At 61.7% G+C, this 26,157-nt stretch carries 20 protein-coding genes and 1 tRNA gene; 4 read left to right on the top strand and 17 right to left on the bottom strand.

The features are described 5' to 3' along the window. Positions 1-228: 228 nt before the first annotated feature. From ACZ5B4_RS03515 to ACZ5B4_RS03590, 16 genes are all read right to left on the bottom strand, one after another. Complete coding sequence (locus tag ACZ5B4_RS03515) at positions 229-819, bottom strand: hypothetical protein (RefSeq protein ID WP_464913053.1); 591 nt, start codon at positions 817-819, stop codon at positions 229-231. Between the two features lie 78 nt (positions 820-897). Then, positions 898-1,776 (bottom strand): 5'/3'-nucleotidase SurE, encoded by an 879-nt coding sequence (gene surE, locus ACZ5B4_RS03520; RefSeq protein WP_464913054.1) that lies wholly within the window; start codon positions 1,774-1,776, stop codon positions 898-900. Between the two features lie 157 nt (positions 1,777-1,933). Then, positions 1,934-5,290 (bottom strand): protein kinase domain-containing protein, encoded by a 3,357-nt coding sequence (locus ACZ5B4_RS03525; RefSeq protein WP_464913055.1) that lies wholly within the window; start codon positions 5,288-5,290, stop codon positions 1,934-1,936. Between the two features lie 142 nt (positions 5,291-5,432). Continuing rightward, positions 5,433-5,918: a hypothetical protein gene (locus tag ACZ5B4_RS03530; RefSeq protein WP_464913056.1), complete on the bottom strand. Its 486-nt coding sequence runs from the start codon at positions 5,916-5,918 to the stop codon at positions 5,433-5,435. Positions 5,919-6,712: 794 nt separating this feature from the next. Then, positions 6,713-7,651 carry a type II secretion system F family protein gene (locus ACZ5B4_RS03535; protein WP_464913057.1) on the bottom strand — a complete coding sequence of 313 codons (939 nt, stop codon included), beginning with the start codon at positions 7,649-7,651 and terminating at the stop codon, positions 6,713-6,715. A gap of 45 nt (positions 7,652-7,696) precedes the next feature. Next, a complete protein-coding gene (locus tag ACZ5B4_RS03540; protein WP_464913058.1) occupies positions 7,697-8,548 on the bottom strand; it encodes a type II secretion system F family protein in 852 nt (283 codons plus the stop codon). Positions 8,549-8,664: 116 nt separating this feature from the next. Further along, positions 8,665-10,644, bottom strand: coding sequence for an ATPase, T2SS/T4P/T4SS family (locus ACZ5B4_RS03545; RefSeq protein ID WP_464913059.1), 1,980 nt, complete (start codon positions 10,642-10,644; stop codon positions 8,665-8,667). A 75-nt stretch (positions 10,645-10,719) separates the two neighbouring features. After that, entirely contained in the window at positions 10,720-11,514 is a 795-nt protein-coding gene (locus ACZ5B4_RS03550; RefSeq protein ID WP_464913060.1) for a CpaB family protein, read from the bottom strand. Between the two features lie 216 nt (positions 11,515-11,730). Then, positions 11,731-12,744, bottom strand: a complete 1,014-nt coding sequence (locus ACZ5B4_RS03555) for a hypothetical protein (RefSeq protein WP_464913061.1) — start codon at positions 12,742-12,744, stop codon at positions 11,731-11,733. Positions 12,745-12,806: 62 nt separating this feature from the next. Beyond that, positions 12,807-13,895 (bottom strand): hypothetical protein, encoded by a 1,089-nt coding sequence (locus ACZ5B4_RS03560; protein WP_464913062.1) that lies wholly within the window; start codon positions 13,893-13,895, stop codon positions 12,807-12,809. Between the two features lie 14 nt (positions 13,896-13,909). Continuing rightward, a complete protein-coding gene (locus ACZ5B4_RS03565; RefSeq protein WP_464913063.1) occupies positions 13,910-15,388 on the bottom strand; it encodes a Tad domain-containing protein in 1,479 nt (492 codons plus the stop codon). A 72-nt stretch (positions 15,389-15,460) separates the two neighbouring features. Beyond that, complete coding sequence (locus tag ACZ5B4_RS03570) at positions 15,461-16,450, bottom strand: hypothetical protein (RefSeq protein ID WP_464913064.1); 990 nt, start codon at positions 16,448-16,450, stop codon at positions 15,461-15,463. 106 nt (positions 16,451-16,556) lie between these two features. Next, positions 16,557-17,144: an A24 family peptidase gene (locus tag ACZ5B4_RS03575; RefSeq protein WP_464913065.1), complete on the bottom strand. Its 588-nt coding sequence runs from the start codon at positions 17,142-17,144 to the stop codon at positions 16,557-16,559. Between the two features lie 51 nt (positions 17,145-17,195). Continuing rightward, positions 17,196-17,402 carry a TadE/TadG family type IV pilus assembly protein gene (locus ACZ5B4_RS03580; protein ID WP_464913066.1) on the bottom strand — a complete coding sequence of 69 codons (207 nt, stop codon included), beginning with the start codon at positions 17,400-17,402 and terminating at the stop codon, positions 17,196-17,198. Between the two features lie 166 nt (positions 17,403-17,568). Then, positions 17,569-17,778 (bottom strand): hypothetical protein, encoded by a 210-nt coding sequence (locus tag ACZ5B4_RS03585; protein ID WP_464913067.1) that lies wholly within the window; start codon positions 17,776-17,778, stop codon positions 17,569-17,571. A gap of 55 nt (positions 17,779-17,833) precedes the next feature. Next, positions 17,834-18,949 carry a CpaF family protein gene (locus ACZ5B4_RS03590; protein ID WP_464913068.1) on the bottom strand — a complete coding sequence of 372 codons (1,116 nt, stop codon included), beginning with the start codon at positions 18,947-18,949 and terminating at the stop codon, positions 17,834-17,836. Between the two features lie 568 nt (positions 18,950-19,517). On the opposite strand from ACZ5B4_RS03590, the gene ACZ5B4_RS03595 reads away from it, so the two are divergent. From ACZ5B4_RS03595 to tgt, 3 genes are all read left to right on the top strand, one after another. After that, a tRNA-Thr gene (locus tag ACZ5B4_RS03595) sits at positions 19,518-19,590 on the top strand. Between the two features lie 263 nt (positions 19,591-19,853). Continuing rightward, positions 19,854-21,179, top strand: a complete 1,326-nt coding sequence (locus ACZ5B4_RS03600; RefSeq protein ID WP_464913069.1) for a tetratricopeptide repeat protein — start codon at positions 19,854-19,856, stop codon at positions 21,177-21,179. Positions 21,180-21,365: 186 nt separating this feature from the next. After that, complete coding sequence (tgt, locus tag ACZ5B4_RS03605) at positions 21,366-22,496, top strand: tRNA guanosine(34) transglycosylase Tgt (RefSeq protein WP_464913070.1); 1,131 nt, start codon at positions 21,366-21,368, stop codon at positions 22,494-22,496. Here tgt and ACZ5B4_RS03610 read toward each other — a convergent pair. Continuing rightward, positions 22,442-23,680 (bottom strand): helix-turn-helix transcriptional regulator, encoded by a 1,239-nt coding sequence (locus ACZ5B4_RS03610; RefSeq protein ID WP_464913071.1) that lies wholly within the window; start codon positions 23,678-23,680, stop codon positions 22,442-22,444. The two genes, tgt and ACZ5B4_RS03610, sit on opposite strands and share 55 nt — an antisense overlap. A 568-nt stretch (positions 23,681-24,248) precedes the next feature. Between ACZ5B4_RS03610 and ACZ5B4_RS03615 the strand changes: the two genes are divergently transcribed. Then, entirely contained in the window at positions 24,249-26,123 is a 1,875-nt protein-coding gene (locus ACZ5B4_RS03615) for a COG1470 family protein (protein ID WP_464913072.1), read from the top strand. Positions 26,124-26,157: the final 34 nt, after the last annotated feature.

Below are 26,157 nucleotides of genomic sequence, written 5' to 3' on the forward strand. Positions count from 1 at the left end.
CGGGCCGCGGCGAGACCTTTCCCGGCCGCAGAGCTCTCGAGCGGATCGTGCCGTTTATCGAGACACAATACCGCTTCCCAATTCCAGACTAATTAGACGGCCGCGCTTTGCAAAGGAAAAACCACGGCCCGGGATTGGGGAAGAGAATGAGCGAAATCGGCGATCGTACGCCGTGCCGGGCGGCGCGAAAAGATAGAGAGATGGTAGGCTCCGCGGTGCGGCGGCGTTCTAGGGCGAAGGTTGTTCGACCATCAGTTCTTCGCGTGCCGGATCGTACACGTAGCGGTGGCCCGGCGGCAGTTGCGGCAGTCGGATTCCATTTGCCTCGATGATCTCCCGCCAAAACTCCTCGTGCGACTGCGGTGCGCGGCCGTTCGCGGCCTTGAAGAGCTGCATGGCCTGCGGCACTTGGATGCGGAAGGCCACCATTTCCTGGCTGCGGAAATACACATAGACGGGCGTCGTGAGAAAGCCGGGTTGGCCCAAGGTCCGGCCTTTCTGCCCCACTCCGACCTCGGCCGGCACTGCCACTACCGTAGGTTCGGTCGGGACAGGTTGCGGTACCATCCCCGGCGACGGCTGCGTCTGCATCACTTCGTCCGGCGATGCGATGCCGGGCGGCATTGCGACGGGTCTGCGGGGTGTTTCCGGAACGGGCGGCGGCGCGGGCGTCGTCGGTCGTTCCGGCTGAGAAGCACCGGCGCCGGCGGCCCCGGCTTCGCTGTTCTTCACGCGAAAGGCTTCATTGTCAGCCGTACCGCAGCCGATCAGCAGGAGCGCGAGCCAACCGGCTATCCAGGCTTGACTCAATCGCCTCATGGTACGTCTCCTTGAAAGCTTGCCTTTCGATCCCGGCCATGAACCATGAACGAATCCGCCGCCTACCCGAATGGGATCCTAAGCACCGTCGCGTTTCGTAGCCCCGGATCGCTGGGAGCGCCGTGCGGAACGCAAGATCAGCGCTTGATTCCCGGCGAGCGACGCCGACTTCAACGGGGCCTTGGGTCGGGGCGTCAAGGCGAACTCGCTCTGGGTGATCTGTTCCAACGCCTTTCTCGCCGTCAAATCATAGTGTAACGGTGTGACGGAGATTTTTCCCTGGGCCAAGGCCAACAGATCCGTTCCGGGGGCATCCCGCCGCGGGGGTGGCTCACCCGTCGCCCAATAATAGGTTCGACCCCACGGGTCCGACCGTTTTTCGTAATTGCCGCCGTACCGCCCCACGTCCATGGCGACCACACGGACCTCAGGCGAATCCTTGATCGCGGCTTGGAGCGGGATATTGACGTTGAAAAGCCGAGCATCGATATCGTGCCAGTGAGTTGCAATGTGTTGGATGATCTGCACGGCGTGCGCGGCGGCACGCTCGAAGGGAGGGTTTTCGTCGAACTCCAGCGATACCGCCACGCTCAGAATACCGAAGAAGGCCCCTTCCACGGCGGCGGCCACGGTGCCGGAATATAGGACATTGATGCCCGCGTTCAAGCCGCCGTTGATCCCGCTGACCACCATGTCAGGCGGGCGCGGGCAGAGTTCGTTGACGCCCAGCTTGACGCAATCGGCGGGGCTGCCTTCGACGGCGTAACCGAAGGGACGGTCCCCTTGATACACCTCTTTTACAATCAACGGTCGCAAATAAGTGATCGCGTGCCCGACGCCGCTCTGCTCCGTGGCGGGGGCGACCACCAAAACGTCTCCCACGGCGTCGAGGGCCTGTTTCAAAGCCGCCAGCCCCGGGGCGTAGATGCCGTCATCATTCGTCAACAAGATAAGCACGTACCGCTTTCCTCCGTGTGTGAAATGGCGAATCCCCGCTTGCGCTCACTATACCATCTCCCATCGGAACCGACAATTTCCAAGGGGATCGCGATGGGGGCTTGCGGCGTGTGATTTCGCCGACGGACGGCACGAACCGCCGAACAAATCTGCGGACCTAACGGTTCAATCCCGCCAGGACGGCTCGCGCCCAATCTTCGATCAGGGGTGAGAGGTAGCGAGTCGGTTGCCTGCGCTCGAAACGGATGCGGACCTCGGCTTCGCGATTGCCCTGGGAGGCCGCCAACTGGCGGTCGAGCGTCTCCAGAATTGCGCGGGTTTGCTTGCGTCCCTGGTCGTAGGCTTGGGCGGCCTCGCTCCCCAGCGATCCAACGGCGTCGTCCAAGCCTTGCAGATCGATCGGTAGCGGACGCTCACGCTCTTCGGCGGTACCGTCGATGAACTCGCGCATCTGTCCCAACCAGAAGAAGGTCCGAGCCAAGTCCAAGTCCGTAGTTGGGTACGCGGCCTCGCTCCGCTGAGGCCAATGATTGACAAAGGCTCGCATCTCGCCCAGGGCGCCTCGGTAGTCTCGCCGGAAAACCTTGATCCATGCGAGCAGCAGATACGGGAGCGGTTCGGCCGGATGGCTGACCTTGAGCGGCTCCAAATAGCGGACGGCTTCCGGCATTTGCCGATTCTTGACGAGGAGCAAGCCGTACAGCAGGAACGGTTCCGGTTCCGATCCGGTTCCCTTGGACGCGTTGCGAAATGCCTCGTCGGCGATTTGCAAGTTTACGTCCTGCATGGTGATCATCGCTCCCAGCACGCGGATCGCGGTCTTCGCCTCCTCGCTCAAGCGCGGCGGGCGATTGTCCGGAAGAAAGAGCTTGACGGTTTGAGAAGTTCCGGCCGGGACGGTTTGCGGCAATACCTTGTTTAAGAAGCCCAAGAGTTCCGTGGGGTCCAGCTTCCCATCGCGATTTTCGTCTCCGTCGCCTTGGTAAGCCGATGCCGTCGCCCGGCCGAAGGACGTGGCGGTGCCATCCGCCGCGATCGAGGCGGATTCCCCGGCCGAGGCACCCGCCACGGCGGTGACCGTACGAAACGCCGCCATGCCGGGCGGCCCTTGGACCGACTCCAGCGCCTCCGCAGCGGAAACGATGTTCGCGACTCCGTTGGGTGCCGCGGGGGAGGCGTCCAGCAGCAAGAGCTTCCGCGCGGCGGGAGAACCCTCCAGGGTATCCGCCAACCATTGAATTCCAATGCCCGTCGCCGAAGGATCGTTGAGATCCGTGTTTTTCGCCGCCAAGAATACCTGACCTTGCGAATCACGAACCGCCGTACCCGCGTAATAGACCACCACATCGCCGTCGGAAGGGATATTCTTCAAGAAGCTCTCGACCGCTTGCTCCAGGCGAATGCGGCTTGGATTGGCGAGGCTCAGAAGTTGGTTTCTAGGAACGGCGTATCGATTCCGCAGAGTTTTCTCGAGTGTTTCGGCCGTCGCGGAGACGGCGGAGGAGGCGGGAAGTCGTTGGTCGTCGTACTCTCCGACACACACAATCACGGCCCAACGCTTGGGATTTTCCGGTCGAATCGCCTCAATTTTGAGGGCACGGATCGACACTCCTCCCGGCGTGTCGTGCGTGATGTCCACACGGTCGCCCGCACGCAGGTCTTCCAGTTGGACGGGCTCTCCGAACAGAGTGATCTCGCAGTCGGAGCCGATCAGAATCTGAAGGGGCTGATTGTCTTCGTCGCGAATGATTTCGAGGCTGCCGGCGGCATAATGCACCTGCCGAATCACGCCCGCCAGACCGAGGGTTCGGTAGGCGTCGACCCGAGATATTTCTACGTCGTGGGCGACGCTTACCCGGTCGCCCGGTCGCAAATCCGCCGGCTTCAAGATCCGGCTTTGCAATTCCGCGCGTCCGTTGAGCGTGACGACGCAATCGCCGATGTAGGGGAGATTGATCAGGCTCGCATCGTTGCTCGAACGGAACACCAGACGGCCGGCCTTGGTATCGACGTCCGCCAACACGCCTTCCGTGGTGACGGTTCGCCGGATCGACAGCCGGACGGCCGAGCGATCCTCGTCTTTCCCGCGGAACAAGACCTCGGCGCGATCTCCGGGTTGAATATCGCTCAGCATCACGGTCCGGCCGTCCAATTCTGCGCGCCCGTTGAATTCAATCGGCGTGGTCTGGCCCACTCGGATGACAAGCGGAGGCGTGTCGGGGTCGACGGTGAGAGTGATCTGCGCGTCGGCGAGAGAGACGGCCGTGATTTGCCCGACGGCGCGTTCCGGGCGCACCACCTGCAATCGCTGCACGAAACGTCCATCGGTTTGCGAGGCTTGGATCGTAATCTCGTCTCCCGGCTGCAAGTCTCGCATCAAGGCTTTGGCGTCGTTGATGAACACCTCATCGACGGGCCGGATGGAGACCTCCTTCGGCGTTCCGTCGGGAGTCTCCACAACGATCAGGCGCTCGTCCAGAAAGACCCGGCGAACGACGCCGCGCAGGGATTCGGGGGCCTGAGCTTGCGGAACGGGTTTCGAGCCCTCGGGCAGCAGCATCAGGAGGCTGATCAGAAGCGAGCATACGACGGCGGCCGCCGCGGTGATCCGCAGATATTTCTTGTTTTTCGCCGCCCGAAGTTCTTCCGGAGACGGGCCCGTCGATTCCTCCGGCGGCAAGGCGGGGGGAGCGGCGGACCGAGTCGTCAACATTCGCAGAGCCTCGCGTGCCGACCCCAAACGCCGGGCCTGCTCTTTGATCACCAGACGATCCACGGTCTCGGCCAAATCCTCCGGGACGCCTTCCAGCACGCGGCGAATCGGCGGCAGGCGCTGGTCGGGAGAACTATGCCACATCATCCAGGCGATTTGGCGGTCCCTGCCGAACGCGCTCAGCCCTGGAAATAGCAGCGAAAAATCCGGTCCGCAGAGCAGTTCGTATGCGGTGAATCCGAGGGAATATAGGTCGCCGGCCGGTCCGACCTGGCCGAACTGAGCACTGATCAGCTCCGGCGCCATGTACTTGGTCGTGCCTTTGAGCAAACTGCCGCCTTCGTCGGTGGCGCGGCGGGCGAGGCCGAAGTCGCCCAACTTCACTCGTCCTTGGTTGTCCAAAAGCAGGTTGCTGGGCTTGATGTCGCCGTGGATGATCCCATTGCCGTGCAGAAAGTCCAAGGCTTGCAAGCTGCCGATCAGGATTTCCCGCAGAAAATCCACATCGATCGGGCCGGTCTCGGCGCTTTGCTGAAGATTGCCGCGCATCAGCTCCAGGACCAGCCAACCGCGACTGCGGACGACATCGTAGATCGTAATGATGTGGGGATGCTGGAGCGAAGCGAGCAATTGCGACTCGCGCCAATACCGCTCCAATTGCTTCGGGGATTGGAGGTACTGGGCATGGATTTCCTTGATCGCCACGTCCCGCCCCAGCTCTTGGTCTCGGGCACGAAAAACTTGCGCGAAGTCCCCGCTGCCGATCCTTTCGATGATTTGATATCGCGACGCCGAAGCCATGCTCATCCTCTTAATGTCACCGGAATCCGTAGCGATGCGAACTTTACGAAAGGTGGCGGCAATTCAGTCGGTCCGCGACCGGGCCCTGCCTGAACGCTTCCGTACCCGGCGCCCGGGACGGCTCTCGCCGCAGCCTTCGCGTTCATTCTCGCAGCAAAATCCGTAATTGCTCCTCCAGTTTGCGATCGCGCGCGGCGCTGCCCGTCAGGCCTTCGTACGGCGCGCGATCGCGATGGGCGTACAGCAGGAGCAGGACCCGCCGATACAGCTCTTTTTCGCGCTTCAGATCGCCGCTGTTACGGGCCCGCTGGGCTTCCCGCAGGAGAATCTGGTAGTCGGCGGGCGGCGTTTCCGGGTTGAGGCTGGGAATGTATTCATCAATCAGCACCCGGCGCGCCGCGTTGCTGGTCGCGGAATCACCGCCATCGCCGGAGTCGGGTTCCATGAATACCAGGACCAGCGACACAATCATACTGCTACACAAAACGACAAAAAGGAGTAGCGGGTTCGCGGATCGTTGACGCGATGACTGATCTTGCGTCTGGGATTCCTGCAAATGCAGGGTGGGCAAACTTCCGTCGGCCGCGAGCGTCCAAGTCGGCTCCGCCGGTTCGGACAGAATCTTCATGACGGCCTTCTTGCGCGGGGGCTCGGGCGTTGCCGCCGCGGCCTGCGGCCTTGTCGCCCCGGAGCCGGTCGGCTTGCCGCGAATGCCGCCGGTTGGGGGGACGTCCGGCGCGGAGCCTGCCGCCTCCGGCTTCCGGTCCTTTTCGCGGGCGGCCTCGGACGTCGTCGCGGATTTGGCTGAAGGCCCCACCGCTTTAGAACGATCGGGCGAAGCGGCAGTCCGAGACTCCTTTTTAACCGCCGCCGGTGGGTCGGCGACTTTTGGCGGCGGGGGCGGGAATGGAAGATCCTGACCGGAATCGTCCACCGGTTTCCAGCGGCTGGAAGTGGCTGGCTTCACACTGCCGCGCGGGGCTGCCGGATGCTCCGTCCCGGACGCCTTGGAGGGCGTTGCCGCCTCTTCCCTCGAGGGGGCGGCCGTTGGAGGGACGGCGAGCGGGGCCCGGCTCGTCACGTCCGGATCGGCCGGTTGATTCTTCGTCGTCTCGGGTTCGGCGTGGAACCGGTGGTGGCACCACGGGCAACCCACTACGCCGCCCACGGCGGCGGGACTGACCGTCATTTCGGTTCGGCAAAGAGGGCATCGAATCTTAATGGGCATTTCCTAAGCCCCGCATTTCCCGCCTCTGACGGGTCGGAATCGGTTGAGGCTCGCGGTGCCGAGCGATCGAAACTCCACCGCGATCCACGGCCCTTTCCGCGGTGAATCGGCCTCGCCTCCGGCGGCGATCTCGCGGTACCGTCGTTTTCGGTTCGTCATTCGCTTCTTCCCGAGGTCGCGCGCCCGCGGCTTGTTCAAAGTGCCAGTCCGAAATCGAGGTAGTTGAGCAGGAAGGGACCGATCAAAATCAGGACCGCCGCCGCCATAACCAATATACCCGGTAAGAGCATATTCACACCCGCTTCCCCCGCAATCATTTCGGCCCGTTGCGAACGCTTGATCCGAAGGACGTCGGCCTGCGTTCGAAAAATCGATGCCAATGGGGTACCCAGCGTTTCGCCTTGAAGGATCGACCCGATAATACTGGTGATTTCGTCGTCGGCCAGGCGGTCCTTCATGGCGGCGAAGGCCTCGAAGCGAGTCTTGCCCAATTGCATATCGGCCAGCACCCTGCCGAATTCTTCGGAAACCGGATGTCCGCGGTATTCATCGACGGCCTGGGCCAGAGCGTTGAGGAACGTGGAGCCGGCCTCCATCAACAGGGTGAGCAGGTCTAGGAGAAAGGGCAATCGACGTTTGATTTCCCGCAATCGTCGAGCCGCCCGGGAGGCCAAACGGAGCCGTAGAAACCAGACGGTCAACAGCGATGTGGCGACGGCGGGCAGTAGCCCGCCCAAGCCCACCGCACGCACAAAGAAATACGTGTACACCGGCAGCAGGAAGAAGCCGATCATCTCTAACTTACCGAGATACTCCTCGGCCAGCCAGAACCTCGACAAACCCGCGGCATGGATGTGACGTTGTATTTCCGGCAAGGCCTCGCGAAAAGCCGCGCGATTGAACCGTCCCAGAAGCTGAAGTACCGGTTGGAACGAACGGTAGAACCAATCGCTGCGCCGCAATTCGTTGATTCGGCTGATGTCGTATCGCCACTCCGCGCCCTGGGGCAGGTCTTCCGTTTGCAAGACCAGCCATACCCACCGCGCAATAAGGGCGGCAGCCGCACCCCACATCAGGCAGGCCGCGGCCAAAAGGTAGCTATTACTTTGTTGAAAGCCTTGCCAATCCGTCATGTTTCCATCCCGCGCTGCGACGACGGCATCCCTGTTGGAGTTCGCCTAAATATCAGGCCGTAACAAGGCTCGCGCCCAAATGTAGGCAATAACGTTAAGGATGGCGGCCGCGGCCAAAAGCAAGTGCCCCAGCGGCTGAACGAATAGGGCCGTCGTGTTCGCCGGGTCCATGAAATAAAAGGCGACGAGGAACAGCAGAGGTGCCAGCGCCATGTACACCGCGGACTTTCTGGCCTGCGCGGTTTCCGACAGGACCTTGCGCTCCAAGCGTTGCAGTTCGAGCACCGAAGCGGCGATCCTCTCCACGGTTTCGCTGAGCCGCCCGCCGTGCTCGTGCCCGGCTAGAACGGCGGCTGCGAACAAGGAAAAGTTCTCGCTTTTCAATCGCTCCTTGGCCTCCGTAAGAGTCCGATCGAGGGGCTTTCCCAAGTTGTATTCGGCGACGATTTGACGGAATTCGGCGTTGATCGGCTTGGGGCACTGGGCCGCCAGAATCTCCAGCGATTGAGCCAGCGACAGACCCGCGCGGACGGCGTTCGAAAGCGTCACCATGGCGTCCGCCAATTGATCCTCCACCTTGCGTCGGTAGCTTTCCGCCAGACGCCGCAACAGATACCAGGGAGCGGCCAGGAGGAACACGGCACTGACCGCACCGAAGATCAAGCTGTTCAGCCCGAGACTGAAACCGAAAAAGACCAGAACGATGCCGAGAAGCCAGATTTGCAGCCAGCGTCTCAAATTCCGGGGCGACGCCCGGAGACGGCGGAGTTTCTCCCCGATATCGTCTTCCATCTTGGAAAAGAAGGCGTCGATCCAATCCCGTGAGGCGTAGACCATCACGGTGACGGCCGCGCCCGTCGCCGTGCATCCCAGGATCAAGTCGGTAGCGTCATTCATGGACCGTTGTACGAGCCTGTTTGCTGTTTTCGCCTTATCCCCCGCGGCATGGCCCCGTAGCGTTTTTTTGTAGCGCGGAGCGGCGCCTTGAGGAGGCCTCGCCTCCTTGCGTCGTTTCACCGCCCGGACTCTTGGAAAGCCAAGTCGGCGGGGCTTTTGCGATTCTCGCCTTCCCTGCGGTGGGCCGCCGCATGCTTTTCCGATTCGCCCATTTGTTCGTACAGAAACTCCAAGTCGAGCAGTTCCTTGGCCACCAGCGATTCCACGAAGGTGGGGAGGTACCCGGTCGGCATCAAGGAACGGCCGTTGCGGAAGTTGAAAATGTCGTGGATGACGACGTCCTTCGTCTCGGGGTCCACGCCCACCACTTCGGATATCTCCGTGACGGCACGACGCCCGCCCGGCAAACGCGAGATATGCACGATCAAATCCACCGCGGACGCGATTTGCCTGTGAATGGAGTAGATCGGTAGGTCGGCGGCCATGAGGACGAGGACTTCCAAGCGTTCGATTACCTCCCGGGCATTGTTGGCATGTACCGTCGTAAGCGACCCGTCATGTCCGGTGTTCATGGCTTGAACCATGTCCAGCGCCTCCGGGCCGCGGCATTCCCCGACGATGATGCGATCGGGCCGCATCCGCAACGCATTGCGGACCAAATCGCGAATGGTGTAGGCGCCGGCGCCCTCCACGTTGGCGGGTTTGGCTTCCAGCGGGACCACATGTTCCTGGTGTAATCGAAGCTCGATCGTATCTTCGATGGTGACGATGCGTTCCCTGAAGGGAATGAAGCCGCTCAGGATGTTTAGCAGCGTCGTCTTGCCCGCGCCCGTTCCGCCGCTCACCAGGATGTTCTTTCGGTCGATGACGGCCGCCCTCAAGAATGTGGCCGCCGCCCGGCTAATGGAGCCGAATTCGACCAGATCGTCCATGGTCATCCGCTGAAGCGGGAATTTTCGGATGGTGAGGCAAGGCCCCTTGACGGCCAAAGGCGGAATGACCGCGTTGACCCGAGAACCGTCCGGCAGCCGGGCGTCGACGAGGGGCTGACTCTTGTCGATGCGGCGGCCGACTTGGGCGACGATCCGCTCGATGATGGCTTCCGTCACCTTGTCGGAAATGAAACGGCGCCCCGATTTTTCGATCACGCCGTTGCGTTCGATGTAAATCTGATCTTTCCCGACCACCATGATTTCGGTGACCGCGTCTGCGCGGAGAAGGTCCTGTAGGGGACCGAATCCGAAAATGGTATCCTTCAAGTCCTTCTTCAAGGTTCGCAGAATGAGGTACTTCCGCAATTCGCGATGAAGATGGGGGCGGACCAAGTGAAAGACCTCATTGAATCGTTCCTCCACGCGTTGAACTTTCTCGGTCGTATCCCGGCATTGCTCCAGGCCGAGGCGATCCTCCATGAACCGCATGATGCCCATCAATTCGGTTTCGCGCTCGGGGACCAAGGTGGCGGGCACATCGAATTCGTTGAGCGTGATCCCCATCATTTCGCTCAAGGTTTGCGAACCGGACTCCATGACCAAACGGTTGATAATGTGATCCCGCAAGACCAAGCCGGTGATCTCTTCCAGGATAGGTTCGTTTTCGTCCTCGAAAACGCGGAGCTCTCGGCAAATGTCGTCGATATTGTTCTCTAGCAAAAGGGTGCTCTCGGGGTCGCCGGCGCGGCCGGTTTCGAACTCGTAGAGGTCCAGGCGTTCCAATAGTTTGCGGTGGATGCGCAGTTCCAAGTCGGCAATCAGGCCGCGAAGGTGAGCCTCCAGCTCTTGCCGCGATAGGACGGCCGCCTTTTCCGCCTCGAAGCTGAGCGTGAAGGGCCAAATGCGGACCTTGGCGCCCGGCGAGAAATGGACCGTCTGCCCGCCCAGCACCTCCTCGTCGGCGACCAAACAGCTATTCAGCCCGACGTTTTCCAATTGCAGGCGACCGTCCTCGAGAAGCCGCACGACGGCGTGCCGCCGCGAGACCAACGGACTGGCCAAGACCACGTCGTTGGCCTCATCTCGACCGAGGGAGACCTCGTTGCCGGGGACTTCGATCATCGTGCGGCGGCTGTCGTTGACCCGGTTATACCAAACTTTCATGTTTCGTCCTCGGACGCGATTCTTGGCGTCGCCCTTTCCGCGGCACCCGCGGGGGCGAAGCGGCACCGGCGGCGACTAATTGGCGGACTTTTGCCGGGCGTGGAGAATGACGCCCACCTGCCGGAAATTCGTGGCCTCCAACATCTTCCAGAGCTGCTCCGCCTTCGGCTCCAAACGGCCGCCGACGAGCCGCACGCCGATGGTGAGTACGTTTTCCTGGGATTGCGGCAACTGATAGGCCCGATGGATATCGAGATTGCTCAGGCGATTGCCGATCGCCAGGATTCTGAATTGGCCCACGATCCGCGGCGATCCCGGCGGCAACGACTGTGCGCCGGTCGGAGGCGGCAGGAGATTTTGCGGCGCATCCGGCGATTCTTCTTCTCCGGATGCGGAGGCCTCGGCCGGAGTCGGGGCCGAAATGATGAACGATACCGTGTCCCCCGGTTCCAAAAGCGAGGTCACGATCGTTCGAGTGTCGATCGGGATGAACATGGCGATCTCTTCCTCACTGCCGGCCGGTTGCCCGCCGAAGACCAATTTCGGCGGAGGCGGACGCAGGTCGTCGACCAGCAGGATGGAGCCGCCGGGAACGGGACGGGTCGTCCTCATCCCTACCACGGTGGCACGATCATCGGGATAGACGAACGCAAAACCTTTGAGTCGTCGAGCCGTAGCGGCAGGCAAGGGGACCGGCACTAGGTCTTCGGCGGCGAGAATTTGACCGGCTTCCACGTTGCGATCCGCGGCAATACCGAAAAAAGCGACGGTCTCGATGCTGCCGGTGGCGCGGGTCACGTATGCCCAATTGAAAAGGGCCGCAGCAATCCCAATCCCTAAGCCTAAGATCAACCCGTTAAAGCCCTTCATGCGATGGTTCCGTGGACGAAGACTCTTGTGACCTGCGGGGCGATCGTACCGTGATCATCCCGGCCCTCGAAGGTGTCCGATAACCGGCCTTGAAAGCAACCCACTTCATTGTAACTTGCCGCGAAAGCGGGGCGAAACCGCGCCGCACGTCCCGCCGCGAACGGCCGAGCCTTGCCGCCGCGTCGCCGTGGCAGGGAGGAATCTTGCGACCCGCCGTCATTCCCCCTCGCGAGGCTCTTCCGCCGGTCGCTCGTGCATCAGGAATCCGCGCGTCCTGCCGGCGTCGTCTTGTAACGCAACGTACAAGAACTCATTCCAGGCGGAACCCTCGGCGCGATCACCTCGTCGATAGTGCCGCACGGCTTCCGCGTTTCGAATCTGCCACTTTGCGTCGGCGGACCACCCGCGGTTTTCCAGCCAGGTATCAAAGTGAGCCATCCAAGCGGATTTGTTGACCTGCTCTCCGTGGAACGCCTGCAACATCGTTCCATCGCCAAAACGGATGGTGAATCCCGGTGCCGCCCCGGACGGTAGAGGAACCTCAGGGACGGCATGCCTTCCGGCGGGCTGGGAGCCGCTTACGGCCAAGGCGATCCGCCAAAGGTCACCGTCCACGGGTACGAGAAAACCCCACGCGACGATGCGGATATCCTTGATACTCTGCGATTGGGCCTCATCCGTGCCGGCGGTCGAAGCGAAGCCTTGAGGCCCGCACGTCTCGGGCGAAGCAATCGTTTCATCCGAACGCGTGCCCAGCCAGATGGGAAGGGATTGATTGAGGCGATAGACGGCCGTCCCCGATTTGTCGGCCAAGACCGGCGTGCGCTGGATCACATGGCGGAGAACGGACAACTCCTTTTCGTTAGGGGAGTCCGCCGGGAACGTAGCCTGCCGTGCAGCCTGTAGCATTCGCCGGGCCAAATCCGCCGCGACCTCTTCCTCCGGCCCGGAGGCGGTGTACAGCGTGGTCGTCCAGTCGGCGTCCACCCATTCCACGGCAATCCGGAATTCGCTGTCGGGAGAGTTGGTCGCGGTGACGGGAAGAGGCTCCGGCTTGTGCCACCAGCGCAAGATCTGCGAGGTGCAGACGAGTGCGGCCGCAATGATGAGGAACGAGACCAGGAGGCGAGAAGTCCACGCCGCAATTCGGGCGGCCACGACGGTCCAACCGAGCATATGCTCGGTGGAAGCTGATTTTCGGGAGTTGCGGACACCTGCCTCGGTTTTCATGGGTCCTCCGAGAGATGCACTCGCGGGGATTCGGGGAGCATCGCCGCGAGAAACGGGGAGCATCATCGGCCGTGGTTCTGAAGGATGGCCAAGAAGGCATCCAGCGTATCGATTTTTCGCTGCAAGTCGGCGATTTCATTTTGGATGGAAGCCGCTTGCCCGGGCGAGGGAGGGGGTACGGCGCTGAGTTGATCTTGCAGTTCTTGGATAACGCGGCGGTATAAATCGCGAAAGGCTCTTGCCATCTGCTCGGCCAGGGAGGGAATGTGGCTTTGGCCCGGGCCGCCGCGGACTCCCGCGATGCGCTCGATCAAGTCGTCGACGCGATCCCGCGCGGTCTGCCGGTCGAGGCTGCAAAAGCCTTGCAGCGAGGGATGAAAGTCGGGAGAACCGCCTCCCCAGCCGAAGCGCACGCCGTAGGCTGGAAACTCATCGTCGCGGTCCAGAACGCGCAGGTCGATGCGCTGCGGCATGGCGAGGATGGCCCGTGCCGCTTGGACGTAGGCTGTTGAATATCCGGCCGGAGCGGTGGGCAACACATAGACGGCCGGTATGCGGTGATCGCCGTTGTGGCTTGCACCGGTACGAGAAAACTCCCAGCGATTGTCCATGAGTTCCGTTTCGGTGTCCATGCGATAGGGGCCTAGCGACGCCAAGAGCGGAAAATCCCTCGTCAATGCCGCGCGGCCGCTGCGGAAGTGCCGTCCGGGATCGAACAGGTCTCGGTTGACCGCAAAATCGCCCACCGTGGGGCCTCGCATGACGGGCATGTCCACCCGAGGGTCTTGCAGCGCAGCCGCATCGGGGTCGCCGCCGACCCCTAATTGCGCGTTGGCGGGCCAATATGCCGGTCGCGGGACGGCCTGGAGACTCCGCGGGTAGCGACTTGCCCAAACAGTCTGCCGGGCGGTCGCCAGCTCTCGGATGCGCCACGACGCAGCCGTTCCGAAATTGATCATCAAAGCCATGAGGAACAGCAGCAGCGGCAACGCGATTACCAACTCCAGCGGCGCCAACCCGGCGCGGTAGCGGCAAAGTGAGTCCCGCCGTCCCTGAGCGCGATGGCTCAGACCGATTGCGGACGATGCAGCCCGGAGATTTCGGCTCGGCACGCCCAGGCGTAAGAGATACCGGCCTGTGGTTCCGCTCATGGCAAGGTCACCGATCAATGGGGGCTGATTCGCTGAATATCCGCCGTGGAAAGGCCGGCCAGATTCGGGAGTTGTACATCCCAGCCGGCAAACTCCGGCAAGGGCGGTCTGGTCTGCAAGATCGCGGGGAGCGAATCGACCGTCGCCGGCGTCAATTGGCAGGTCCAGTGTTGATTCCACAGGTCCCAATGCTCGGGGACGGGCTGCCGAACGACCTCCCAATGACCGCCGCCCGGCGGCGGAGTTGCTTCATCATCGGACGGCAATTCCGGAAAGTCGCCCGGTATGCCGCCGAGCGGATTGTCTGAACCCGGCACGATATACATCCAAACCAATCTCTTTCGCGGAACGAAGACGCGGACCTGAGCAAAGGTCACCGTGTCGGCGGCGAGGGGATGGTGGAAGACTCCCGGCAGCATGGCCCGCATGGGACGCCAATACGCTACCCCGATGAACGTGAAATAGCGGTCGAGATGATCGTTGCCGTTGATGATTTCATCCCGCGTTTCTCGAATCAAAAATGGAAGATTGCGAGTCTCGTTTTCCTGCAACAATTGCTCCAATTGTCCGCAGGTGAAGCTTCGCCATAGACTCGAGAAGCGACTCATTTTCGCCTCGCGATCGAAAAAGTACATGGCGCGGTTGTTCCACATGCCCAGGTAGCGCCGCGCCTGACTGCGTCGCTGGCGCTGGGCCGCGGCGAGGTTTTGAGGCTGATCGGGCGAGGAATCGTGGACGGGATCCACGACCGGCAGCGTTGGTTCCACCCATTCGCCGGCACCGCCGACCGGCAGGACGGAGGTCCGCCAAAGCACGCCGAGCATCTCGCCGCGTCCCAAATCCGGGCGACCGTTTCGCCTTGCCGTCTCCAGGGCGGCCTGTTGGGCGATGTCCGGGAAAGCCGCCGCGACGGCTCGCTGGTATTGCGGGATCAGCTCTTCCGCCAAGATGAATTCCAGCGTCGGCAGGATCCGTTCGGATGCCGCCGCCGCCCAGTCGCTGTAGACTCGCACCAATTCCTGCTCCAAGGGAGTCTTGGCGGGAATGGCCGTTGCTAAAGGGATGAACTTGGCGAAATTGGACTGCGTAAAGATCGGCGCCTCTTCGTTCCAAGCAGCCAGAATGTCGGGAACGAAGGTCTCGGCGTTGCGGTCCCGGGCCTCGCGCATAAAGGCCGTCAACGCGAACACATCGCATAACAGGTGATTGCTGAAGGCGAGGGCATTCATGCCTCGGGCAATCGCCACGCCGCCGGAATAGGCCACGGCGTCGGCCGCATTCTGCATGCGAATCTTGTGGTCGGCGGCCTTGCCCACATTCATCACCATTCCCAGAAGGATGGTCAAAACGAGCACCGCGAACACCGACACCAGGCTCATGGCGCCGCTTTGGTCGTGCGGCAGGGCAAGAATGTTGCCGAAAGATTCGGCGAGGAACCGGGGCCGCTCGGCGGAGAGGCAGGATTCTCGAGTGATGGTCGATTCTCGAGTCATGGTCGATGCCTCCGGCGGGGGCGCCGCGTCGTAAAACGGGGCGGCTCCCTGCGTGCTAGGTCGCAGAAGGTGCTAGGTGCCGGATAATAGATACGTGTAAGGCACGACGGATTTCTCACCTTCATTCCCTAGGGTGATGCTTGCCGCGAGAGGGTAAACATAGATGCCGTTACGCAGCTTGATGTTTTGGGCCGCGGTGTCGGGGCGGCCGCCGGACGAAACGATGGGCCGCGCCAAGAATCGTCCGGGGCCGGGTAGCAACGCCATGTCGTGCCGGACCGTGACGGTGACCGAGTCCTGAAAACCGAGTTCGTTGGCATAGAACTCGCCCGGGTCATTCGGCAGGAGATACGGCACCAAGGGCGGATCTTGATTGGAGTGGAAGAATCGCACCTCGATATCCGTGAAGTTCAGGGCGTAGGCGAGCTTGTTTACCAGACGCCGGGCGATCCGCGGATTACGATCAAAATCCGGAACATTTTGGCGATAGATCGTTTGCAAGATTGCGGCCGGCGGGCCGGCATTTGCCGGTAGCGGCAACCCGAGGTCGCGGGAGGGACAGATGGGCATCACGGCCAGCGCAGCCGCGGAGGCGATCTTGGCGTATTTCGGCCCGCCCGGCAACACAAGAAAAGTCAACCCGCCCGAGCCTGGGCCGTAGTTGGGATCGCCGGGATCCAAGATCGGTGCCGTTTGATCTTCCGCGTACGGGTCCAAGTAGTAGCTGCTGATTCGGTTTTCCGGTTCGATCGACTCCACCCGAGCGGGAATCCAGACGATCGCCGCTCGCGCGGCCGCAAAGGCCGCATAATGAACGATCACCGTACCGATCATGATCTGACTGACTTGCACGATGAAGAGAATAATCAAGACGAAAAAGGGCAGGGTCAATACGAAACTTAGGCTCTGAACCGCTCCGCCTTGATCGGCATGAAGTCGCGAGAGTTTCCGAAAATCGGGGGCGGCTTGCGAGGCGCGGCAAATTGGTATTAATAGCAGAACGGCGGCCGCTAAGACGGCAAACCATGGCATGCAAGCCTGGAAGATCACGGTAGCCATCATGCCGATGCTCCCAATTCGGCATGCCCCAACTTTTCTCCAGAGCCGCACCCCGACCGGCAAACACCGCTTGCCGTGAGAACGGCGTTCGCCCAAGTCTTACCACGGTCTATGGAGAAAACAGAGGCAGCCATCGCTCGGCAAGCTCGAAACGGACGACGATCACGGCCAAAAAAGCGCTGGGCGCCAAAAACAACGGCGGCTCGAGTTGTTTCCTTTGGTCGGGCGTCAAGGGATTGAATCCACCCAAACGGATGCTCCAAAGCAAGTGACGTGTGACGGAGGCAACCAAGCGAATCGGACCGAGACGCCAAACCAGCAAGATCAATCCCGCGCACGCCCCGAGGACGAACGTCCAAAGCATGGCGACGACGCCATGTTCCGGGCCGAGAAAGGCCCCGATCATGGCGATCAACTTCACGTCCCCGCCCCCCACGCGAAAAAACACGTAGCAGGCGACCATCACCAGCCCGCATACAGCCAAGCCCATCAGGCTAGCCGTCATTCCGATCCAACCGGCTACTGCCGCCGAGTCTCGGGACCACCAGCCGGCCGCCAGGCCTAACGACCCGACGCCGTTCAATACGAACGCCGACACGATTCCAGGGTACGTGATCCAATTGAAGATCTTGCCCCACGCAACGTCCGTGACCACGGACGCGGCCAACAAGATCAAAAGCACGACGGTCGCCAACATGGGCCGGGCCTTTGTCGCTACTCGACCGGCCGAAACGTGGCGGTCTCGGGCTTACTGAATCGCGTTGGATCGCTCCGCCTCGAGGTCTTGCAGGCCTTGCGTGAAATAGCCTTTGACCCGCGGCCAACCCACGCGGATGAGGAAAATGAGGATCGGCAGCGCGATCGCTCCGATGATGAGGATCGTCTCCAAACTGACGGCTCCTCGTTCATCGCGGTGGATCCGCGCCAGCAGCGTCCGGATGCCAACTTTGCTCATGCGTCGGCCCTCGACAAGAGACAGGCTTCTCTGTACCGTTTTCCGAGCGGGGGAATTCGCCGGATGCGGAGACGCCCGACATCACGACCGCCTCCCCCTGTTTAACTATATCCGAATCAGCAACCCGCCACAACAAGAAAACGCCGGATCGGCGGTACGGCTCCTTTTACATGAAAGGCCAAACGAGCAAGACGTACACCATTTCGTAGGCCAGCCGAATGATGCGCGGGCCGGCCCACATCGAAAACGCCGCGGCGGGGAGAATGACCCCCATCACGAGGATGTAGTCCAGCGTGGCGGCGGCGCCTCGCCGATCTGCGGGCGCGTATTCCTTGCGACGGTTGCGTCGTTCTCGTCTTCCGAAACGGCAATTCATCTCGTGTTCTCGAACTTGCCGCCTGATGCCGGCAACGACATTCGTCGAAGCGTGCTCAACGCGTCTCCCACAGCTCGCCGGACGCCCGAACGCGATGCGCGATACCCTCCTGCTTGGGAGCATCCGCAAATGTCGGACGACGCCCGGAAAAGGCCAGTTCCGCTCGCAATCGCCCCTCGGCGTCCCGTCCCAACAATCTGGACGTGAAAAGGTCCTCCACGGTGTATTGTCCGGATTCGCTCAAACCTCGGACTTCAGCGATCCGCGTCACCTTTCGCGACCCGTCCTCTTGAAACCGAGCGATCTGGACCACGAGGTGGATCGCCGCCGCCACCTGCATTCTAGCCACGTGCACGGGGATTTCCACGTCCGACATCAGGGACAGGGTTTCCAGCCGTAGCAAGGCGTCGCGCGGCGAACTGGCGTGGATCGTCGTCAGGCTGCCGGAGTGGCCGCTCAACATCGACTGAATCATATCCAGGGCTTCACCGCCGCGTACTTCGCCCACGATGATACGATCGGGGCGCATCCGCAGCGAGTTGCTGAAAAGCTCGCGGATGGTCAAACCGCCCTGCCCGTCCCGGCCCCCGTGTCTGGCCTCCAGATACACGACGTGGGGCTGGCCGAGCTGAAGCTCCGAAGTATCCTCGATGACCACAATCCGCTCTTCCGCGGGGATCGCCCTTGTAATGGCCCCGAGCAGGACCGTCTTTCCCGTACCCGTTCCCCCGGAAATGAGAATGTTTTTCCTCAACAATACGCAGATTTCCAGGAACTCTTGGGCGGCTTCGGAGAGGCTGTTCAGACGCACCAGATCGTCCAAGGAACGCGCTTCGCGGGAAAACTTCCGAATGGTCAAGCACGTTCCATTTCGGGCACTGGGTGGAATGATGGCATGGACGCGCGAGCCGTCGGGGAGGCGGGCATCCAGAACCGGTCTCGCGTCGTCGATTTCCCGTCCCACCCACTGCGCAATATTGTGAATCGCGGACCGCAAAGCGTCCTCGCTGTTGAATTGAGCGGAGGTCTTTTCCAGCCGGCCGGCCCGCTCCACATAGACTTCGCTCGGTCCGTTCACCATGATCTCCGTTACGGCATCGTCGTCGATGAACGCCAAGATGGGCGCCAAGAAGTAGCGGGTGCTGGATTCGAAAATGGCGTGTCGGGACATCAGATGTTCGTGGTCGGAGAGGACGCCGGATGGAATGCCATTCGCAAGGACGGTTCGCGAGCCTATTGCCTGCCCGACTTCATGGTAACGTCCTTAAGGCCGGTAACGCAATCGAAGACCATGCCCTTTGGGTAATTCGACGCGGCAAAAATGTGAAACGCAGGTAATCGCGCGGAAAACGCGGCGAATGCCTCTCCCGGAAGACCCGCGGGAAGGGCAGCGCTCGGCCCGGACGCAGAGCGTTTTCGGGCTGTCGTGAGCGGACCGCTGAAACCGTGGGGGCCACGCCCAAGCCGTTGTTTTCCGGCTGATCGAAAGTCGGCTCATTCAGCGGTTGTGACGCGGGATGCCTCTCGTAGCGCTGGGATAAGAGACCTATCCCCCTACCCCCCCTTGGTGTAGTGTTGGGGGCTATCATCCTTTCCAAGGGGGCACGTAGTCGCTCATAGACGGAGCAGGCTGTCTTGCCGGGAACCGGATTTTTGCTATCTTAAAAGTTTCAGCTAGTGGGGGCTTCTTGAACCTACGTTCAGGATAGGGGGCTCTCCCTAGCATGTGTCAGAAGTTCGCCAGCGTAGCTCAGCCGGTAGAGCACTGCTTTCGTAAAGCAGAAGTCAAGGGTTCGAGTCCCTTCGCTGGCTCTGTTGCGTGTCTGCGCCGGGGTGTGGACGTCGGCGGTGCGCGGCGGCCTTTCGCGAGAAATTGACCAAGGCCTCCTGCGGTAATGCGGTGCTAATGCGGACGTAAAGTCGTCCGGGCGCTACCGCCTAATTGGGATGGCGGCAGTTCCGTGTCCTCGCTTTTCCCCCGGAGGCTTGGTGGGCAGTTGGGGCCTCCATCGGCGGCTTATTTACAGTCTTGGATGGGGCGCAGCCGAATGGACGTTGCCACTCGGAGATAATTGATGATCGAATCCACGGCATTCGATGTGCGGCAAACCGTTCTTAGCAACGCTTTTTTCGGACCGGAGGAGGTTCACCGTCTGGCGGCGGCCATGGCGGAGGACCCGTCTCAATTCCGGCAGTTGCGGGATGCGGTGGGAGAGTTGGAGCTTCGTGACGAGCAGACGCCGGCCAGCAACGTCCGGCTGGGATGCTGCTTGTACCTGCTCGGCCGTTATCCGCAAGCCATCGCTGCCTTGAAAAAAGGAGACGGCGGAGCGCTGGCGCACTTTTACCTCGGCAAGTGCTACGTTGCGGTGGAGCAATACGATTCGGCTTTGGAGTCGTTTGCCGCGGCCAAGAAAGCGGGCTATCACGCCGACGAGTGCGCCGTGGCCCAGGCGGAGGTGCTGCGGCTCAAGGGCGATCCGGCCGGTGCTTTGGCCGTCCTGGACAAGCTCTCCGGCGCGATCGAGCAAACGGCGGAGTACCTTTATCAACGGGGTGCCATCGTCGCGGCCTTGAAGGCCAATCCTGAGGAGGTGGTCGCTCTTTACGAAAGAGCCGTGCAGGTGGATCCCCACCATCCCGGTGCGTTGTTCGGGTTGGCCGTCGAGAACGATCGACACGGCAACGATGACGAGGCACTGCAACTCTACGAGCGGTGTGCCTCTCGCTTTCCGCCGCATCTAGGCGCCTTACTCAATTTGGGCGTCCTGTATGAAGACCGCGAGGATTACGAGCGGGCGGTGAAGTGCTATCAGAGGATCTTGGAATCGTATCCCGATCACCGCCGTGCGCGGCTCTATTTGAAGGATGCCCAGGCGGCGGGGAACATGGTGGTGGATGAGGATTCCGCCCGCAAGCACGACCGCCTCGCTCAGATTCTCAGCACCCCCGTCAGCAACTTCGAGCTTTCGGTCCGCAGTCGCAATTGTCTTCAGAAGATGGGAATCCATACGCTGGGCGATCTATGCCGGTGTTCCGAGCAGGAATTGCTCGCCAGCAAGAATTTCGGTGAGACCAGCCTCTCTGAAATCAAGGACATGCTGGCGTCGAAGGGATTGCGACTGGGGCAATTGCTGCCCGACCGCCGCGGCGAGCCGGTTCCCGAAGAAGAGGAGCCGCTCCCGGTGGGAGACGAGCCGGTCCTGTCGAAGTCCGTGATGGAGTTGAACCTCTCCGTGCGTGCCCGAAAGTGCTTGGGACGCCTCGGGATCAACACCGTCGGCGAGCTGATCCGGAAGACCGGCGACGAGCTGTTGGAGTGCAAGAACTTCGGGGTGACCAGCCTGAATGAGGTTCGGGAGCGCCTGCGCGATCTCGGCTTGAAACTGCGCGGCGAGTGAACCGGTAATTGCATCCCAAGACGGCGGCTTTGCCCGTGGTCCGATCCGATCCCGCCGGAAACGCGGATTCGTCCAGCCGTCCTCGGCTGCGCCGGATGTCCCAAGCGAATATCGCGCTTCGCCGTCGCCCGGGTGAGCGGTCGCGAGGCGAGATCCGACCGGTTCTCCAAAGTCTGATGCCCGGCCATGTCCAATGATTTCTTCCGGCTTCTCCATGTTGATAAGCAATCGGGCGCACGCCGCGGCCGATTGGCGACATCGCACGGACTTGTGGAGACGCCGGCGTTTATGCCCGTAGGCACTCAGGGTACCGTCAAAGGCGTGATGCCTGCGCAGTTGCAAGCGACGGGGACCCAGATGATCCTGGCCAACACCTATCATCTGATGTTGCGGCCGGGCGAAAGCGTCGTGGCGGAGTTGGGCGGTTTGCATCGGTTTGCCTGTTGGTCCGGCCCGATCTTGACCGACAGCGGCGGTTTTCAAATCTTCAGTTTGGCCAAGCTGACCCGCGTCGACGAATCCGCCGCGGTGTTTCGGTCCCACGTGGACGGGTCCGTCGTCGTGCTATCTCCCGAGCGCGCCGTGGCCGTTCAGGAGGCTTTAGGGGCGGACATCATCATGGCGCTGGATCATGTCATCGCATTGCCGGCACCACGGGACGCGGTCCAAGATGCGATGCAGCGGTCGATTCGCTGGGCCGAGCGATGCCGGGTTGCGCAATGCCGCCGCGATCAACGTTTGTTTGCGATCGTTCAGGGGGGCGTAGACGAGGATCTGCGGGTCTACTGTGCCCGCGAGTTGGCGGCCATGGACTTTCCCGGATATGCCGTGGGCGGGCTAAGCGTGGGGGAGACCGCCGCGGAGATGTACCGAGTTCTTGAGATCACGACGCCGCACTTGCCGGAAGGAAAACCGCGTTATTTGATGGGAGTGGGTCGGCCGACGGACCTGTTGGAGGCCGTTCGCCGGGGCATCGATCTCTTCGATTGCGTGATGCCCACCCGCAATGGAAGAAACGCCATGGCTTTTACGCACCGCGGTCCCATCCGCATTCGCAATCAACGATACGAACGAGACGCGAGCCCGCTTGAAAAAGGCTGCTCGTGTCCCGCCTGCCAATTTCCGCGTGCCTATCTGCGGCATCTATTCTTGGCGAGGGAAATGCTGGGCCCGATTCTACTGACGCTGCACAATATCACGTACTATCAACGCCTCATGCGGGAGGTCCGCGACGCGATCGAAGCGGATAGCTTCGGGGAATATTACCGGGAGCGCACGGCGCATTGGGGGTCGGCAACGGCGGATGCGGCGGAGTGATCGTAGCGTACGTGTTGGACCGCAGGGGTTTCGGCGGCCCGGCCGATGGAAGGGCGTGCCGCCCCCTTCTTTCCGCGAACACCTTGCGACGACCCGATCTTGGGAGGATCCGGCGGCGTTCGGCCATAGCAAGCGTTCATATCCGCCACTTCGGCGGCTATCGCCGCGCGCAGCTCGGGAGGGTCCAGCACTTCCGCGTGCCTGCCAAAACTGAGGATCCAGCGGGCGATCTCTTCGGTACCGTCCAGATCGAATTCGGCGATCACTCCCCCGCCGCGCTGGGGCAACAAGGTCTGCGACGGGTGCCACTGCGACTCGGAGACGTAGCGTGCGACTTCGGGCGAAAACAAAACCCGTACGTGATGATCGCCCTCCCCGTGGAAGATTCCGAACGATTTGGCGAGGTGCTCTTTGAGGCTGAAGTCCTGGGGGACGTCGAAGGTCTCGGACGTGGTTTCGACATTCTCGACCCGGTTCATCTTCCAGTGGCGAATCTCGCCGTGATTCACGGCCAAGCCGATCAGATAGAGCGATCCGCGGTGGAACGTGAATCCGTAGGGGCGGACGGGATACGTCGCCGTCTCCTTCGCCTTCAAAGATCGATACGAGAGATGAACGACCTTACGCTCTTCCACGGCGATGACCAGCTCGTCGATCAGGTCCGCCATTTTGGAATAGTCGGTTCGCCCGAACGTCGTGGAGTGAAACGCCCCCGCCAAATGCTGCACATACCGTAGGGCGTCCGGCTTGAGCATGGTACGAATCTTCTGGAAGGCGCTCTGGGCGGCCTCCCAAAACACGGTTCCCGCCAAGGGTTCCATGAACGAACGGCCGAGGTGAAGGGCGATGGCTTCATCGTACGCCAAGAATACGCCCGGGTGCGCGGCCTCGTCGCGAAGCTTCCAACGCTTTCGACCATACTCCACGACGGTCTCTTCAATGGGGAAACCGGCCAGCGCGAAGGTCTCCAGGTCGCGCCGGATCGTCTTGGTGCTGACGTTCAGTTCGGCGGCGAGTTCTCGTACCGTGACGCCGTAATGCCGCGACGACAAGGTGCGGAGAATCGTCCATTGACGCACCAAGGCGGATTGCCGTGACATGTTCCACTCCAGCAGTCCATCGTACGGCCCGGCGGCAGCGACCACGTCCCGGGCGACCCGGCGAAACAATCTCAGCATCGTCATGCCGCAGCCCCTTGAAAACGGCATTGGACGGCCCGCCTATTATAAGCTCTCGGCGGACCGCCGTTCAAACCGAAGAGTTGTCGTCTGCCGCTCGATGCCGAAGCACCGGCCCGGCGGATGAAAACGCGCGCGGCCGGGGGCCCGTCGCACGAGCTTCGCCTGACGGTTTTCGCTCGGCTCTGCCCTAGCTCGTGGACGGGCCTTTACCGCATCGGCGGCGGTCGGCCGGACTTCCCGGCGAAGACAGCGTCCAGCCGCCTTACCTCGCTCCGGCCCCGGGTCAGCTCAGCCCTCACGTCCTCGCTTTGCCCCGACGGTTTTTTCGTGCCTCATGCACGTCTTACGAAAACATCATAATGCCGGGGGCGGACAGGAGCGGTCCAACCCTACACGACGCCGACTCCGGCGATAAGGTCACCGCCCGCTCGCTCTGAGCGCGGCGATCGCGGGATGATGTTGGGGACGATGTCGATATGGTAAAATCGGCGAGCGCCGTGAAGCCGCGGAGGCAGCCCTAAAGGACCTGCCCCACGGAACGCTTGACCTCGCTCGCGTTGGAGATGATGCCATGAAGTCCTTCGGTGAGCTCGCACGCTTCGTCATCGCATCGTTCGCCCTGGTTGCCCTGACGCTTGTAGCCGATGACGCACGGGCGGAGTCGAACCGCGCGGTGCCGGTACCGCTACCCTCGCATCCGGGGAACGTCTTTCTCGAGGGCGAGGAGATCGTGGTGCCGTTGCTCGACGGCGCGTGGCAGCTCTTGGACGTCGATGACCGTGTCCTCGCAGCGGTCGAAGCGGTGAACGAAAAGGCCGCTCTCGGCAAACTACCGGTGGGCTTTTATCGGTTGAGGCGGGACGTTGCGGCGGACGACTGGGTTTCCTTAGCGGTTCTGAAGGCTTTGCGAGTACCGACGCCCGACACGTCGCCGGTGGCCGTCGATGTGGCGATGAGCTGGTTCTATCCGCCGGAGAAAATGCCCGACGTCGCCAGTTTGTGCGCTTTGGCCGGGGTCAATTGGGTTCGTGATCGGCTGGCGTGGCGGGAAATCGAACCGCAGCGCGGCGTCTTCGCAAATAACACGCGTTACGACGCGGCGGCGAAGGCCCAAAGCGCCGCCGGATTGAAAGTGCTTCAAGTGAACCACAGCTCGCCGGAATGGGCTAATTCCGATCACCGCCGTTTCCCACCGGACCTGCGAGACTGCTATAACTTCCACCGCCATATTGCCGCCCGCTGGGCAGGTCTCGTCCTTGCCTTCGAGCCTTGGAATGAAGCCGATATTCAGGTTTTCGGCGGTCACACGGGAGCGGAAATGGCATCGCTCCAAAAGGCGGCCTACTGGGGGATCAAAGCGGGCAATCCCGACGCCGTGGCATGCTGGAACGTTTTCGCTTCCCACAATCGTGCTCAATTGGAAGAGATCCGGGCGAATGAGACCGGGCCTTATTTCGAGACCTTCAATTTGCACCATTACGCGCCGTTCGATGCCTATCCCTCGCTGTACGCCGATTTCCGCGAGGTTTCGGGCGGGCGGCCCCTTTGGGTCACGGAATGCGCCATGCCGCTTCGCTGGAGCGGGGACGAGGCGAAAAAGGAGTTGTCCGACGAGGATCTCAAGGAACAGGCTCGGCGGCTGGTCAAGGTTTTTGCAGGTTCTCTCCATGAAGGATCGCGAGCCACGTTCTATTTTCTCTTGCCCCATTATGTCGAGGGCCCGACGCAGTTCGGCATCCTCCGTCCCGATCTGACTCCGCGACCGGCGTACGCGGCCTTGGCGGCGGTGGGACGATTGCTGGCGGATGCCCGGCCGATCGGGCGCGTGAATCACGATCGCTATCGAATCTACGGATTCAGCGCGCAGCCCGACGGGCAGGAGGCGATCGTGTTGGTCGCCTGGAGCGATCAAGGCATCGGGCCGTACTCACTGCCCGAGACGCCGAAAGCGAGTTACGATCACCTGGGCAGACCGTTGGTTCCCGCCAAGGATGTGGAGCTGACGGCGTCGCCGCAATACTTCCTTTTCGAAGGGCAGCCTTACGCGGCGACTGATCTTGAATCATCCCCGCCGCCGCCCGAGACGATTTCGGACCGACCGTGCCCCGTTGTTCTCCAGGCCGTGTGGCCGGAGAGCGCGACCGATCTCAAACAGTCGGCTTATCGGATACCGGCGAACGTGGGCGAGATTCCGATTTTCGTCTACCATTTCGGTGTGGGAACGGCCTTAGGAAAAGTCCAGGTAGACGCGCCGAGCGGCTGGACGTTCGATTTGCCGTCGGTTGCGGAGCTGGAGCCGGGCGATCGGTTGGCGTGGCGATTGCGTTTGCAACCGCCTCAGGGCATCGGGGCGGATGTCCATACCGTTCGCATCTCTGGTGATTTCGGCGAACTCGGCAATGCCGTGTTGTCGTTCCGCGTGGTTGTCGAAGACGCAGGGAAATAGCCGCGATCGAGACACGGTGCGCGACGATCGACGC

The sequence above is a fragment of the Thermogutta hypogea genome (assembly GCF_055386265.1).